At 63.1% G+C, this 14,041-nt stretch carries 8 protein-coding genes and 7 tRNA genes; 9 read left to right on the forward strand and 6 right to left on the reverse strand.

Annotation, left to right across the window (positions count from 1 at the left end; genetic code table 11):
* The first annotated feature begins 9 nt into the window (after nt 1-9).
* The 6 genes from AC6H4Z_RS09320 to AC6H4Z_RS09345 all read left to right on the forward strand — a co-directional run bounded on the left by AC6H4Z_RS09320 (nt 10) and on the right by AC6H4Z_RS09345 (nt 870).
* Nucleotides 10-82, forward strand: a tRNA-Trp gene (locus AC6H4Z_RS09320).
* A 152-nt stretch (nt 83-234) separates the two neighbouring features.
* Nucleotides 235-307, forward strand: a tRNA-Glu gene (locus AC6H4Z_RS09325).
* 27 nt (nt 308-334) lie between these two features.
* A tRNA-Glu gene (locus AC6H4Z_RS09330) sits at nt 335-406 on the forward strand.
* Between the two features lie 132 nt (nt 407-538).
* Nucleotides 539-613 (forward strand) — tRNA-Asp (locus AC6H4Z_RS09335).
* An 87-nt stretch (nt 614-700) separates the two neighbouring features.
* Nucleotides 701-782: transfer RNA gene (locus tag AC6H4Z_RS09340), tRNA-Leu, on the forward strand.
* A 16-nt stretch (nt 783-798) separates the two neighbouring features.
* Nucleotides 799-870 (forward strand) — tRNA-Thr (locus AC6H4Z_RS09345).
* Nucleotides 871-924: 54 nt separating this feature from the next.
* Here AC6H4Z_RS09345 and AC6H4Z_RS09350 read toward each other — a convergent pair.
* Genes AC6H4Z_RS09350 through AC6H4Z_RS09360 form a run of 3 tightly spaced genes read right to left on the reverse strand, consistent with a single transcriptional unit; the run spans nt 925 to nt 4,355 of the window.
* Nucleotides 925-1,317, reverse strand: coding sequence for a VOC family protein (locus tag AC6H4Z_RS09350; protein WP_497546482.1), 393 nt, complete (start codon nt 1,315-1,317; stop codon nt 925-927).
* Between the two features lie 30 nt (nt 1,318-1,347).
* Nucleotides 1,348-4,014, reverse strand: a complete 2,667-nt coding sequence (locus AC6H4Z_RS09355; protein WP_497546483.1) for an ABC transporter permease — start codon at nt 4,012-4,014, stop codon at nt 1,348-1,350.
* Nucleotides 4,015-4,019: 5 nt separating this feature from the next.
* A complete protein-coding gene (locus AC6H4Z_RS09360; RefSeq protein ID WP_497546484.1) occupies nt 4,020-4,355 on the reverse strand; it encodes a PadR family transcriptional regulator in 336 nt (111 codons plus the stop codon).
* A 137-nt stretch (nt 4,356-4,492) separates the two neighbouring features.
* On the opposite strand from AC6H4Z_RS09360, the gene AC6H4Z_RS09365 reads away from it, so the two are divergent.
* Nucleotides 4,493-4,565 (forward strand) — tRNA-Gly (locus tag AC6H4Z_RS09365).
* Nucleotides 4,566-4,748: 183 nt separating this feature from the next.
* Entirely contained in the window at nt 4,749-5,612 is an 864-nt protein-coding gene (locus tag AC6H4Z_RS09370) for a hypothetical protein (protein ID WP_497546485.1), read from the forward strand.
* Between the two features lie 327 nt (nt 5,613-5,939).
* Here AC6H4Z_RS09370 and AC6H4Z_RS09375 read toward each other — a convergent pair whose 3' ends face one another.
* The 3 genes from AC6H4Z_RS09375 to AC6H4Z_RS09385 all read right to left on the reverse strand — a co-directional run bounded on the left by AC6H4Z_RS09375 (nt 5,940) and on the right by AC6H4Z_RS09385 (nt 9,752).
* Nucleotides 5,940-8,381, reverse strand: a complete 2,442-nt coding sequence (locus tag AC6H4Z_RS09375; RefSeq protein WP_497546486.1) for an ABC transporter permease — start codon at nt 8,379-8,381, stop codon at nt 5,940-5,942.
* Nucleotides 8,382-8,875: 494 nt separating this feature from the next.
* Nucleotides 8,876-9,373 carry an SRPBCC family protein gene (locus AC6H4Z_RS09380; protein WP_497546487.1) on the reverse strand — a complete coding sequence of 166 codons (498 nt, stop codon included), beginning with the start codon at nt 9,371-9,373 and terminating at the stop codon, nt 8,876-8,878.
* Nucleotides 9,374-9,377: 4 nt separating this feature from the next.
* A complete protein-coding gene (locus AC6H4Z_RS09385; RefSeq protein ID WP_497546488.1) occupies nt 9,378-9,752 on the reverse strand; it encodes an ArsR/SmtB family transcription factor in 375 nt (124 codons plus the stop codon).
* 1,588 nt (nt 9,753-11,340) lie between these two features.
* Between AC6H4Z_RS09385 and AC6H4Z_RS09390 the strand changes: the two genes are divergently transcribed.
* On the forward strand, nt 11,341-14,037 hold the full coding sequence (locus AC6H4Z_RS09390; RefSeq protein ID WP_497546489.1) for a protein kinase domain-containing protein: 2,697 nt from the start codon (nt 11,341-11,343) through the stop codon (nt 14,035-14,037).
* Nucleotides 14,038-14,041: the final 4 nt, after the last annotated feature.

Here is a 14,041-nt window from a genome sequence, read left to right on the forward strand (position 1 = left end):
ATTCGAAATAGGTCGGTAGCTCAATTGGTAGAGCACTGGTCTCCAAAACCAGCGGTTGGGGGTTCAAGTCCCTCCCGGCCTGCGTCTTTGAAAAGTGAAGTGTTGTGCGGGATTTGAGTGCTCGGCGGATTAGTCGCGATCGATGCGACGGCGAGCACTCACGGATTCAGGTCTGAGGTCTCGGGTCTGAGGGGTTGTTCTGAGACCTGTGACCTGAGACCTGTGACCTAGTCTGGCGGTATCGTCTAGGGGACTAGGACGGGGCCCTCTCAAGGCCCAAACACGGGTTCGAATCCCGTTACCGCTATCGATGTCGTTCGTTCATAGATCCTCGGGCCCGTTCGTCTATCGGTTAGGACGGCACCCTTTCACGGTGCAGAGAGGGGTTCGACTCCCCTACGGGCTATCGTGAAGCGTGTACCCGGGTAGCAGCGTCATCCGGATGTGCAACGTGGTTATAGTGTAGGACGCTGGTGTTGGTGTTGGACTCACGGCGCGCTCGCGCATCGTGATCGTGTAGTTGGGGCAGGTATGTGTTGGGGGCGTAGCTCAGTTTGGTTAGAGCACTCGACTGTCACTCGAGAGGTCGCGGGTTCGAGCCCCGTCGCTCCCGTAGTAGGCAGCTCACAGAGAAAGCGACTTTTGAATCGGTCATTCCGATTTTCTAATAGCTGACCTGATGGCTGTGTGAATTAGTTGGGCCCTGGTGGTGAAATTGGTAGACACGCCATCTTGAGGGGGTGGTGCCGCAAGGCGTCGCGGTTCGAGTCCGCGCCAGGGCATGACAACAGATCTTTCGCCACAGTAGCTCAGGGGTAGAGCACTCGATTCGTAATCGAGCGGTCGTCGGTTCAATTCCGACCTGTGGCTCTGAACGCTTAAAGGCGCCTTCTCAGGCGCCTTTTTTTTGTTCCAAAGCCTCGATTATTCTGGCCCGACGAGATCCCACAGGTTGCCATAGAGATCTCTAAATACCGACACCGTACCGTACGGCTCGGTCCTCGGCTCGCGGACGAACGTGACGCCCGCCGCACGATAGCGATCGTAGTCGCGCCGAAAACTGTCGGTGTACAAAAAGAGGAAGACGCGACCGCCGGTCTGGGCACCGATGCGAGACTCCTGTTCCGGTGTCGACGCCCGCGCCAACAGCAGCCGAGCGCCGTCGCCACCCGGAGGGGCAACGACGACCCATCGCTTTCCCTGCTCAGGCACGGGCGAGTCCTCGATGAGAACGAAGCCAAGCGTCCCGACAAAGAATGCAAGCGCCTCGTCGTAATCACGCACGACGAGAGAGACGAGACCAAGCGACTGTTTCACAGATCCTCGGAGTCTGATTGGTCCGGGAATCTACTCCAGCCTGAGCGCTCCTGGTCCCGCCGCCGCTGCCCGGCGCGCCGGAACCCAGCATGCAACCAACGAAACCGTCGCCAGTAGTGCGACCACGGAAACGAGCACCGCTGGATCCACAACGGGAACCTGGAACAACAGTCCCTTCATGGCGCGGCCGAGCAACACCGATACGATCGCGCCGCCGACAATTCCCGTCGCCACGGGTCGCATCGCTTCGCCGAGGACGAGCCGATGTACGTCGATCGGCCGAGCACCGAGCGCCATGCGAATGCCGATCTCGTTCGTCCGTCGCGCCATTGCGTGCGCGATGATACCGTAGATGCCGATCGTCGCGGTGATCAACGCCGTAACCGCAAACAAGCCGATGAGCACGAGCTCGAAGCGCCGCAGCGCGATCGCCGCGGAAAGGACCTCGGCAACCGTGCGGACGTTCGAGATCGGCACGGCGGCCGACACTCTACGAATGGCGCGGCGAGCATCCGCAGCGATGGACGCCGGGTCGCCCGCCGTGCGTACTAGAATGCTCATGAACGGCATTCCGTTCTCCCAATACGGCCGATAGATGGTCAGGCTGCCCTCCTTCTCGACGCCGGTCGACTTGACGTTGGCTGCGATGCCGACCACCTCCGCGTACAGATCGTTGTTGTTGTCGGCGTGCACCAGCTTGCCGATCGGGTTCTCGTTCGGCCACAGCAACTGGGCCGCGCGTTCAGAGAGAATTGCCACGCGACGGCTCCTGTCAGCGTCAACGAACGGTTGGCCGCGTTTGATGGGAACCTCGAGTGTGGAGAAGAAGCTCGGCGAGACAAAGCGAAAGTTCGCGGCGTACGAACGCGCCGCGGGTCCTTCGCCGCGAATGTCGTCGATCCATGACTCGCCCTCGACCGGCAGCTGGCTCGTCGCGCCAACAGCGGTCACGCCCGGTAGTGCGGCCACCGAGCGAAGCGCGTCGTCAAAGAACTGTGATCGACTGGCTCTCGCGCGGAAGGTCGTCATCGGCAGCGCAACGTCGAGTGCCAGCACTCGCTCGGCCGAAAACCCCTTGTCGATGCGCGCTACGTTGACGAAACTCTGAAGGAACAACCCGCCGCCAACGAGTAGCACCGTACTGAGGCCAACCTGTGAAGCAATGAGCAGTGATCGCACGCGAAGGCTACGACGTCCGTCGGTTGCGCTGCGCGTGTTTTCCTTGATCGCCTCGCCCGGCGGTGTGCTCCCAAAGCGAAGCGCGGGTACGAGCCCGAACGCGAGTCCGACGATTGCCGACAAGAGTAGCGAGATGGCAAGGACACGACCGTCGATTCTGATCTCGGACAATCGTGGAAGATTTGCCGGAGCCAGCGCGAGCAGCAGCCTGAGTCCCCAGCGCGACAGAACGACGCCGACTGCGCCGCCCAGCAATCCGAGCGCGAGTGTCTCCGTCAGCGCCTGACGGACAATCCGGCCACGGCCAGCGCCGAGCGCGATGCGCACGGCGGACTCGCGCCGGCGCGTTGCGCTCCGTGCGAGCAGCAGGTTGGCCAGATTGACGCAGACGATCAACAGCACCGCGCCCACAGCGCCGAGAAGGAGCAACAGCGGTTCCTGCGCCGAGCCGACAATCTGTTGCTGCAGCGGAACGATGAGTGTGCGGTCTGCCTTCGATCGCTCCCCGGGCCACGTGAGCTGTTCGACGTTCGCGCGATTGATGCCGTCGAGTTGATTTCGTAGCTCGTCGGGCGTCGCGCCGGGTCGAAGGAGCGCGAGGACGGCGTAGTCGTGTTCTCCCGCCGTCGTGCGTTCATGGTTGTTCAGCGCGAGCGGCGTGAACGCGTCGACACGATTGCGAATCGACAAAAGTGCGCCGAGGTCTTCGCCTTCCGGCGTTCGGAAGTTCGGTGCGAGAATACCGACGACGGTGAAGGGCAGATCGTCGAGCGTGACGGTAGTGCCGACGATGTCGCGTCGGGCCGAGTATCGTTCGCGCCAGATGGCGTCACTGAGCACGACGAGCCGTTCGTTGCCGGGCCGATCGTCGCCAGGAGTGAACAGTCGCCCGAGCTCGGGACGCGCGCCGAGGAGCGTGAAGAAGTTGTCGGAGACGCGGAAGGTCCCGAGGCGAACGGGTTCGCCAGCGACGGTCAGCGTGCGCACGTGCGGACGCAGCGTGAGCATCCCGTCACAGACCGTGCAGCCTTCCTTCCACGCGAGGTAATGCGCCGCGTTCGGCGGGAAGGTCGGTGTGATGCTCGCGAGCTGATCGGTGAGTCCGCGAACGCTCACCAGCCGATCGGCGTTGCGATAGGGCAGCGATCGCAGCACGACGTGATCCGTCACCGAGAAGATGACGGTGGTCGCACCAATTCCGAGTGCGAGCGTCAGTACGACCGTCAATGTGAACGCGGGTGTTCGTCGCAACACGCGCGCGGCGTATCGGAGATCCTGAAGCACTTCTTCAGTGAACCGTCCGCCGAGCTCTTCGCGCGCTTCCTCGCGAAAGCGTTGTCGTCCACCGAACGCCATCGTGGCGAGTCGGCGTGCTTCGTCGGGCGAATGTCCTGCTCGTTCGTTCGCCGAGGCCTCCATGTCGACGTGAAAATCCATCTCGCGATTGAGATCGCGATCGACTCGGCCGCGAAAGAAAAGGGCGCGGAGCGAGGTGCCGATGCGCTTGAGGATTTGCATATGTCCTACTGGTCGGCGACGAGAACGAGATCGACGGCGGAGACGAACTGTCGCCAGTCGCTCATTTCAGTGGCGAGCGCGCGTTTGCCCGCAGTGGAGAGCTCGTAGTACTTGGCTTCGCGGTTGTTTTCCGTCGTGCGCCAGGCGCTCTTCACGAGGCCTTTCTTCTCGAGGCGGTAGAGAGCGGGGTAGAGCGAGCCCTGTCCGATTTGCAGTGCGTCGCGCGAGAGCTGTTGAATGCGCTGGCTGATACCCCAGCCGTGCATGGGTGTCAGCGAGAGCGCTTTGAGAACGAGAAGGTCGAGCGTCCCTTGGAGGACGTCGGAGGATGAAACGGCCACGCGCCAGCTCCTGTCGGGTGATCAAGGGAGAGGATGGCGCACTTCTGTCGAACCGTCAAGGGAGCGGGGGCGAGACGGCTAGGGGGGAGGGGTGAGCGAGTTGATCGAGGTGGGGGCGCGAGCTAGGTTGAGGGGACGCGGGCGTAATTCAGTTGGTAGAATGCCAGCTTCCCAAGCTGGACGTCGCCGGTTCGAGCCCGGTCGCCCGCTCCTAAGCATCTTGTTGAATAACAACACGTTGAGAGCCCCGGTGCACTTGCACCGGGGCTCTTCAGTTTTATCGAGGAAGCTGGGCTAAGCGCCCAAGCTCGCGATTCCAATTAGAGAGTTGACAATCAGCCTATGAGATAAAATATTGTCTCTTATAGATAAGAATTTATCCCAGAGGCCGCCATGGGCCACAATCGCTGTATTGTCCTGAGTGCCGTCTGCCTCATCGCCGGCCCCGCGACTGCACGCGCGCAAGACTCGCTCGCCGGCGCCCCGCGCGCCAAGGCCGCCCTCGCCATGCCCGGTCACCGTTGGCGCTTTCAGCGCACCCCCAACGCGGACATCTACATTCTTGCGGGCTCGGCCGCCGAGTCGCGAAGCAAATGGATTCATGACGCCGTTGAGCGCGACCTCAAGACTGATCTCGACTGGATTCACGAGCCTTCGCTCGGCACTCGCCTTCGCCTGTTCTTCGTCGGCACGCGCGCCCAAATGAAGCCGCTCACCGGAACAACGTACGGTGGCATTCCATTCATCGACGAAGGAAGTGTCTTCTTCGTCGCCGACGACAGCCTCCCGCCTGCGCTCCGGCACGAAATGATGCACGTGGTCTCCTGGCGCGCATGGGGACCTCCGTCAACGGAGTGGCTGTCGGAGGGAATTGCGACGCTGCTCGCCGGTGGCTGTGGAGGCTACTCGATCGATGAGACGGTGGCGACGCTTTACCACGAGAACAGGCTCGTGCCGCTCGAGACCCTCTGGCATCAGTTCGACGTCCACGGCGAGAAGGGCGTTATCTACTACATGCAGGCGGCCAGTCTGTTCGACTTCGTCGATCGTACATTCGGGCGCGCCAAGCTACGCGCATTCTGGCCCATCGGCGCGTACGCAAGCATCCGCCAGCGACTGGGCGTCGATCTGGCGACGCTCGAGAAGCGCTGGCTCGCCGACGTGGCCCGCCAGAAGCCGAGCGATTCGTGGGCCACGATTTGGAGCGCGACAAAATCTCGGGGCTGCGAGGGCGCCACACGTCGGCCGCCATCGTGATTCGCGAGGCCCGGAGTGCGGATCGATCATCGGGGTCCACCGAGGGTCCACCGAGTCCGTTTTCTGAAACGGATCGACCGTTTTGTACCGGTGTTCCGGACGTCCTCCGTTCAAGTACCGTCGTAGAGTCGAAGGTGCGTCCGTAGACCGGTCTCCTTCCCAAGCTGGACGTCGCCGGTTCGAGCCCGGTCGCCCGCTCTGTTAGCTTCTAAATTGATGGATTGATCGACGGCCTGCCCATTTTCGGCAGGCCGTTTTTCGTGGTGCGAGGGTGACCAGCAGGGTCACCGTTGAGCGACGTTGAAATAACGGAGACGGCAGCAGAGATCAGCTCCGCAGCGCCTCCACCGGGTCGATGCGCGCCGCGCGCAGCGCCGGGATCCAACACGCCAGCAGTCCGACGATCGCCATCACCACCGACACGCCGGCGAGCGTCATCGGATCGTGCGGCTGCACGCCGAACAGCAGGCCCTGCATGAGACGCGACAACGACAGCGCGCCGATCACACCGATCACGAGCCCAAGGCCCACGAGCAGCCCGCCCTCGGAGACGATCATCCGCTGCACGCGTCCGCCGTCCGCGCCGAGGCTCATGCGAATGCCGATCTCGTTGGTGCGCGCGCTCACGGAGAACGCGAGCACGCCGGCGATGCCGACCGCCGCGACGATGAGCGCCAGCAAGCCGAACGACGACACGAGCACCGCATTGAGCCGGCGAGGCGCGACGCTCTCGTCGCGAATCTGCGCGACCGTCATCACGTGCTCGAGCGGCTGCTGCGGCGCGATCTCACGCAACGCCTTTGTCGCTGCCGGCGCCAGTGCCGCGGCGTCGCCCTTCGCGCGAATCACGAAGCCGCCGATCGGGAAATCGCCCTGCGCGAACGGCGTGAATACCGCGGGCAACGGCACCGCGTCGAGCCCACCATCCTTCGTGTTGCCGACGACGCCAACGACGGTGCGCCACTCATTCTCCGCCATACCGATGAAGCGCAACACGTCGCCGGTCCACGCGACTCGCTGGCCAATCGGATCCTTGTCGCCGAACAACCGCTCGGCCATGGTCTTGTTGAGAATCACGACCTTTGCCGACGACCCGTCGTCGTTGTCGGTGAACACGCGTCCCTTCAGCAGCGGAATGCCCGACGCTGTGAAGTACTCTGGGTTCGCCGTGCGATACTCGGCGTGCGGCTGGGCTTCACCGGGTGCGAGCGGATGCGTTTCGGCCTTGATGTCGAGCGCGACGCCGCCGGAACGCAACGGCATCGTCGAGCCGAGGCCGACCTGCTGCACACCAGGCAGCGACGCGAGTTGCTGTCGCATGCGCTGGTAGTCGAGGATCATCTCTTCCCGCTTCACGCCGTTGAAGTCCTTCGGGACTTCCATCGTCAGCGTGTTCTCGCTCGTGAGGCCGGTGTTCACGACCGACAATTCCTGCATCGTTCGTGTGAGCAGTCCCGCGCCGGTCAGGAGGATGACGGACGCCGCGACTTGCGCGACGACCAGCGTCTGCTGCAACCGTTGGCGTCGGACGTTCGTCGACCGTCGTGCGCCCGCCGAGAGCGCCGCGCTCAACGACGCCTCGTTTGCCAGGCTCGGCGCGAATGAGAGGACCGTCGACACGATGATCGCCAGCAGCAGCGTGAATGCGAGCACGACGCCGTCGATGCGAATCTCGTCGGCGCGCGGGCTGTAGCGCGCCGCGAGCGCGGTCAGCATGCGCACGCCTCCGAAGGCGATGGCGAGTCCGAGCGTGCTCCCCATCAACGCGAGCAGCAGATTCTCGACGAGAAGCAGTTTGCGCAACCGCGCCACGCCCGCGCCGAGAGCGGCGCGCACCACGAGCTCGTGCTCGCGACGCACGCCGCGCATGAGCGTGAGGTTCGCGACGTTGGCGCATGCAATGATGAGGACGAACGCGGCAGCGCCCATCAACAGCCACAGCGTGAGCTTCGCGTTCTGTCCGAGCACTTCGCGGTACGGCGTCAACGTTACTTGGTAGCCGGAGCCCGCATCGTAGAATTCCGGATATTGCTTGTGCACGCGGCCGGTGATGCCAGCGATTTCGGCGCGCGCCTGTTGGACGCTCGAACTCGGCGCGAGGCGCGCGATCATCTCCGTCATGCGATGACTGCGCCCAGTGACCATCGTCGCGCTCAGGTGATGCTCACTATTCACCATGTTCATGAGCACGTCGATCTTCGCGGGGAAGTACGGCGCGGCCTGCAAAACGCCGACGACGGTGACCGTCTTTCCGCCGACGCGCAGTGTCTTGCCGATGATCGACGGATCGCCGCCGAACTTCTTCTGCCAGTACTCGTGCGTCAGCATCATGACCGGTGCCGCGGCCCGGCCGTCGTCCTGCGGCCCGAATGCGCGGCCGACGACCGGCGACAGTCCCATCACGCTGAAGTAATTTCCCGTCACGAGCCCCGCCGACAGCCGCTCGGCCTCGTGATCGCCAATGAGCGTGAAGGTGATCGGCGAATACTCGGCGATTCCACCGAGCGCCTTCGACGACTCACGGAAGTCGTTGATCTCGGGCACCGAGAACGCGATGTTCTCGCCGCCGGGTCCGTTGTTCGATTGCCGCAGATACACGAGGCGGTCGCCGTCGCGATTCGGCAGCGGGCGAAGCATGACACCGCGCACGACACTGAAGATCGCGGTGTTCGCGCCGATGCCTAGGCCGAGCGTCACGATGACGGTGAGGGCGAAGCCGCGCGAGCGGGCGAGGCTGCGAAGCGCGAAGCGAAGATCCGACATGAGCATTGGATGTCACCTTGGTCTTTCGTCGCGGCATTCCGACCGGAGATGCGCAGCGCACTAAGGAAGAAGCAGTTGCCAACTAGAACTTGATTTTCGCGATTTCTTTATTCGGCGTAAATCCTTTGCCGAAGTCCTCGATCAACACAAATGCGTTGGGCCTTGGCGGAGGACCCTGTTTGCGACTCTTACGTCGCCATGGCCATGACAAGAAACGCATCAGCCCTCCCGAGGTCGGTTAGTCCGGGTCGCCGCGCGCCTCACCAATATGTCGAACGAGAGCGGTCAAAATCGACATGCATGTAAGAAAATCGCAAGCTCTAGTCTTCAAGGGACTTAGCGTCATCTGCCGTAGTAGCCTCGCGGCTTCCCAAGCTGGACGTCGCCGATTTGAGCCCGGTCGCCCGCTTTGGCGAAATCGATGAAGTGAGAAGTAGTGGGCGAACGCCGCATCCGAGAGGATCGCGGCGTTTTGCGTTCGAGGCACTTCGGTATGGCGATCAGCCTTTGAGCGTAGGGAGAAGCGCTGCGAGGTTGGAGAAGCCGGCTTCCATGCCGGTTGTCGCGGGTGACTGCAGGACCGAGTCGCGCACCGCCTGGTTGTCGTATCGGAGGAGCATGGTGAGCGTCGTGATGCCGTCGTTCTCCTCGAGCGTGACAGTCTCGACACACCCGCCCTCATACCATTTCTGGTCGAATGACTCCGACGAGACGATGCGGTGGGGCGGGGTGATCTCGAGGTACGTGCCGCGCATCCCCATCTCGAAGCCGTCGGGGCCACGCCACACGTAACGGAACGTTCCGCCGACGCGGAGGTCGATCTCGCAAACGGCGAAGGTCCAGCCCGGCATGACCCCCATCCATCGGGTGAGGAGCTCCGGTTTCGTGTAGGCATCGAACACCAGCTTGCGCGGCGCATTGAAGACCCGGGTGAGACGGATCTCGCGATCGGACGGTGTCGAGATGTCGAGGGCACCAGCGGTTTTCGTCGGATTCATGTCTCTACTTGCCTCGGGTTCGCCTGCGTTTCGGCGCGTCCGCCGCCTTGAGTTCTTCGAGTAGCGCATCGAGCCGCTCGTAGTTCGCTTCCCAGTATTTCCGGTAGCGCTCCAGCCACTCGTTCGCGACGGCCAGTGGCTTCGCCTCGAGGCGCCGAGGGCGCCGTTGCGCATCTTGTGCGCGCGAAACGAGCCCGGCGCTCTCGAGCACCTTGAGGTGTTTGGAGATCGCCGGCTGGCTCATGTCGAAGGGCTCGGCGAGCTCGTTGACCGACGCGTCGCCAGATGCGAGGCGCGAAAGGATCGCGCGCCGGGTCGGGTCGGCGAGGGCGGCAAAGATCGCGTCGAGCTGTGGGGAGGAAAGGGTCGCGCTATTCATAACTGATTGGTTATATAAGGCGACAATAGAATCTGGGCAAGGGGCAAAAAAGAGCGCCCGGAACCTGTTTCCGGGCGCTCCTTTTTTCAAGCGTGGGCCACTCGACCAGCTCCGATCTACCTCGTCTTCATCACCGAGGCCATGAGCTTCCGCGCGACATTCCGGTCATCACTCGAGAAGAGATCGTGGCCGCGGGCCTGATGATACGAGGCTAGCACTTCGTCGCACAGGTCACGGAGGCGGAGCTTCGTGCGGCGATCAGTGGCAAGATTCGCATGCTCAGTGGAGACGTCGGCGTTTTTCATATCGCTAGATGGAGAATGGGTTGCGCCGTCGATCAGATGTCGATCGCGTTGTGTAGCATCCTTCGTGGTGCTCGTGAAGATCGTCGGCTCGACCACAGTAGGCAGAACTCGGGCCACCCACTTGCATCAATGCGACATTTGTTGATGCCTCACCGCTCACGAGTCCACAGCAACAAAGCACCACATCGAGCGGACGTATGATTGAACTCTATCGGAAGGCGACCGGTACTCGGATACCATTCGACTGCGGCGAGATCGCTGACGTCGAACGCGGAAAGATCGATTGGTGGAGTCGTATTTATTGTGGGTCTATTCCGACCGGATGACGTCGGCATCTCCGTAACCGCGACGCCGTCAACAAAGACGGCGGGAGGACCTGCTTTGGTTCCGTCCATGCATTGCGGCGATTGCATGAGATAAGAATGGTTGCCGCCTGACCGGTTCACCACAACACCGGGAGCAATCGCGGAGAGAACGTTCGCTAGAGGCCGACCGTCGTTCTTTCGAAGCTGATCCTCGGCGATGAAATATCCGGATTCTGTCTTGCGGCGCGTTTCGAACCCGCGGAGTCGAGGCGAGATGTATTTCTCGGCGTCTCCGGTCGTTACGACCTTGGGCAGTTCCTGCACACGCTCCAGAAGGATCGTAATTCCCTCTGTGTCTCTCGGAGATATTTCGACCGGAAACGTTCGAGCTGCGTAGCCGAGTTTCATGACGCGTATGATCGAGGCTCCTTCGGGCAAGAACGAGAGGCGCACTGCGCCACTCGCGCCGGTTTCAACAAACGATCCGGAGAGAACGTCGGTTACTCGAACGCCTACCACAGGCTCGCCAAGGTTTGCGTCGTACACGCCCAGGAGTCGCATGCGGTAAGTGGGAAGACGAACCCCAACCGACGAATTTTGCTGCGAGATTGCGACAATCGGAAACAACGCCGCTAGTGCGACGCCGGCAAATGATTGGGCGAGCCAGTTTCGTTTCATAACTCCCCCGGTGGACCAGGTCGTAGGCACGGATTCTCTCCGTTCGCGACATTCCGCAGCTGACGCGAGTATGCAGCCGGCAGGAGACCCCGTCAACGACCCAAATCCACATGAGAGTTTACGAATACGTGCTCGGGCGCGTGCGTTCGGCTCGATTGTGGCTCGCAAGTGCGCGGAACAGGCGAACTCCCGTCCGTTACGCGCTCTGAAACCCTACGTGGCTCGCTGGCCTGTGAATCATGCGTGCTGTACCGTATAATCACAGCGACCATCATCCGCGCCGACGGAGGTGCCCCGACCATGCTCGCTCAACTCAACGCCGCTCTCGAAGACCGCTACTCCATCGAGCGCGAGATCGGCCGCGGTGGCATGGCTACGGTGTACCTCGCCCGCGACCGTAAGCACGATCGCCGCGTCGCGCTTAAAGTGCTCGATCCGGAGCTCGGCGCCGTGCTTGGCGTCGAGCGCTTTCTCGCCGAGATCAAGGTCACCGCCAATCTGCAGCACCCGAATCTGTTGCCGCTGTTCGATTCTGGCGAAGCAGGCGGCCTGCTGTACTATGTGATGCCGTTCGTCGAGGGTGAGTCGCTCCGCGCCCGGCTCGATCGCGAGAAGCAGCTCCCCGTGGACGAAGCGGTTCGCATCGCGGCGGCGATCGCCAACGCGCTCGAGACGGCGCACGCCCAGGGCGTGGTGCACCGGGATCTCAAGCCGGAGAACGTGCTGCTCCAGGCGGGCGAGCCGATCGTTGCCGACTTCGGCATCGCGCTCGCGGTATCGCGTGCCGGTGGCGCGCGCGTGACCCAAACGGGATTGTCCCTCGGCACGCCGGCGTACATGTCGCCCGAACAGGCAACGGGCGACCGAACGATCGACGCGCGCAGCGACATCTACTCGCTCGGCGCCATGCTTTATGAAATGCTCACGGGCGAGCCGCCGCACACCGGAGCCACGGCCCAGTCGATCATCGCCCGCGTCGTGACCGAGACGCCGCGCCCCATCCGCGCCACGCGGACCACGGTTCCGGAGCACGTCGACGCCGCGGTGCTTCGGGCGCTCGAGAAGCTGCCCGCTGACCGCTGGCCGAGCGCGGCGGCATTCCGCAGCGCGTTGTTGAGCGACGCACCGCTCGCGTCGTCATACGCGACACGTTCGCTCGCGGCAGCGCGCGGATCTCGGCGCACTTCGCGGGCGCTCACGGGCATCGCAGCCGCGGCGAGCCTGGCGTTCATCGGAATGCTCGTCGTCCATCTCCGCGAACCGCGAGTTGCGCCGCAGCGATTGCGCTTCGCGATGCAGGCCAAGGACGTCGTCCCGAGCGACGAAGGCGAATACTCCGACGCGCAATTCGCATTCTCTGATGATGGAACGGTGCTGGCGTTCATTGCGCGCGACACCAGCGGCACGCGGAGCCTGTGGCTCCGCCGCATGGAGGAATCGTCGCCGCACCGTGTCGCCGGTACCGATGGCGCCGCGAGCCCGTTCTGGTCTCCCGACGGGCGGTCGATCGGTTTCTTCGCGCACGGCAAGATCGAGCGATACGACCTGAGCGCTAGCGGACCGAGGACAGTCGCCGACGTTGGCGGCGATCCGAGCGGCGGGGCGTGGATGGCGAATGGAGATTTGATCGTCTCGCGCGGGACTGGACCGCTTCTGAAGGTGTCGTCGAGCGGCGGAGCGATCACGGCGGTCACCCAACTCGACTCGGCGCGCGGCGAATTGCAGCACGTAGTGCCGGTTCGGCTACCCGACGGCCGTCATTTTCTCTACATGGCCTACAGTTACAGCGCGAACTTCACCGGCGGGCTGATGTACGTCGGATCGGCGGACGGAGGAAAGTCGACGTTCGTGAGGCGCGGCCGGGCTGACTATGCGCCACCGAATCACCTGTTGGTGAAGCGGGATGCTGACCTCATCGCCATTCCGTTCAATCCCAGAACGTTCGTGGCGGACACCGCCGAGCAGACGGTAGTCAGCGGAGAAACGGTCGGTCCCCTCACGGCGTCGGCGAGCGGTTCGATCGCGTGGCTGCCAGGGGCCTCGAACGGGCAAAAGTATGCCGCGGGTTGGAACGACCGCACGTCCATCGAGCTCATCGATCGACAGGGCCGTACCGTTCGCGTGATCGGACCCGCGGAGGATGGCGTCAGCCGCGAGTACTATGCGCCGCGTCTCTCGCACGATGGACGCGTTCTGGCCGCCGAGCATCACCTCGGGCAAGGCGGCGGCGACATTTATCTCTTCGACGTCGCGACAGGCACGCAGCGTCGCGAGACCTTCAATCCGACGAACCACAGTGGCTTCGTCGCGTGGTCGCCGGACGACAAGCGCATCATCTTCAATACGACGCGCGGTGGCGGCGGCACGATCTTCACGAAGACGCTAGGCGCGGCCGATGAGAAAACGCTCATCGGGGCCGTGGCGTCGAGCTGGCCGTCGGATTGGTCGCGCGACGGGAAGAACATCCTGTTCGACCGAGTGTCGACGCCGACGCAGAACGACGTCTGGGTGGCGCAGGCCGACGGCAGCGCGCCGAAGGCGATCCTCGCGACGCCGGCGAACGAGATGCAGGCGGTCTTCTCGCCGGATGGGAAGTGGATTGCCTACGCATCCGATGAGGAGAATGGACGATTCAACGTCTACGTACGTCCGTTCCCACTCACGGCGGAGCAATGGAAGGTGTCCGAGAACGGCGGTGAGGCACCGCGGTGGCGAGCCGACGGCAAGGAACTCTTCTTCCTCGTGCGACACGATCACGACGCTTCGATGATGGCCGCGCCGGTGGAGGCGAGCTCCGGCTTTCACGCCGGAAGGGCAGTCGAGCTGTTTCGCCGTCCAGTCGCCCTTCACTCGGACATCCTGCGCTCCGGCGTCTACTACGACGTGACGCCGGACGGTCAGCGATTCGTCGCGACGCTCTTGACGCGCGCACCGGCCCCGAGCGGCGCGGGGTTCCAGGTGTTCGTGAACGCGCTGGCGACCGTCAAGAACCGATAGTTGC

This window comes from Leucogemmata humicola, assembly GCF_055379415.1.

Excerpts from the sequence above, each read along its gene's own strand:
- AC6H4Z_RS09380 (WP_497546487.1), bottom strand. The coding sequence starts at position 9,373 with ATGAATCCGACGAAAACCGCTGGTGCCCTCGACATCTCGACACCGTCC.
- AC6H4Z_RS09355 (WP_497546483.1), bottom strand. The coding sequence starts at position 4,014 with ATGCAAATCCTCAAGCGCATCGGCACCTCGCTCCGCGCCCTTTTCTTT.
- AC6H4Z_RS09370 (WP_497546485.1), top strand. The coding sequence starts at position 4,749 with ATGGGCCACAATCGCTGTATTGTCCTGAGTGCCGTCTGCCTCATCGCC.
- AC6H4Z_RS09385 (WP_497546488.1), bottom strand. The coding sequence starts at position 9,752 with ATGAATAGCGCGACCCTTTCCTCCCCACAGCTCGACGCGATCTTTGCC.
- AC6H4Z_RS09390 (WP_497546489.1), top strand. The coding sequence starts at position 11,341 with ATGCTCGCTCAACTCAACGCCGCTCTCGAAGACCGCTACTCCATCGAG.
- AC6H4Z_RS09375 (WP_497546486.1), bottom strand. The coding sequence starts at position 8,381 with ATGCTCATGTCGGATCTTCGCTTCGCGCTTCGCAGCCTCGCCCGCTCG.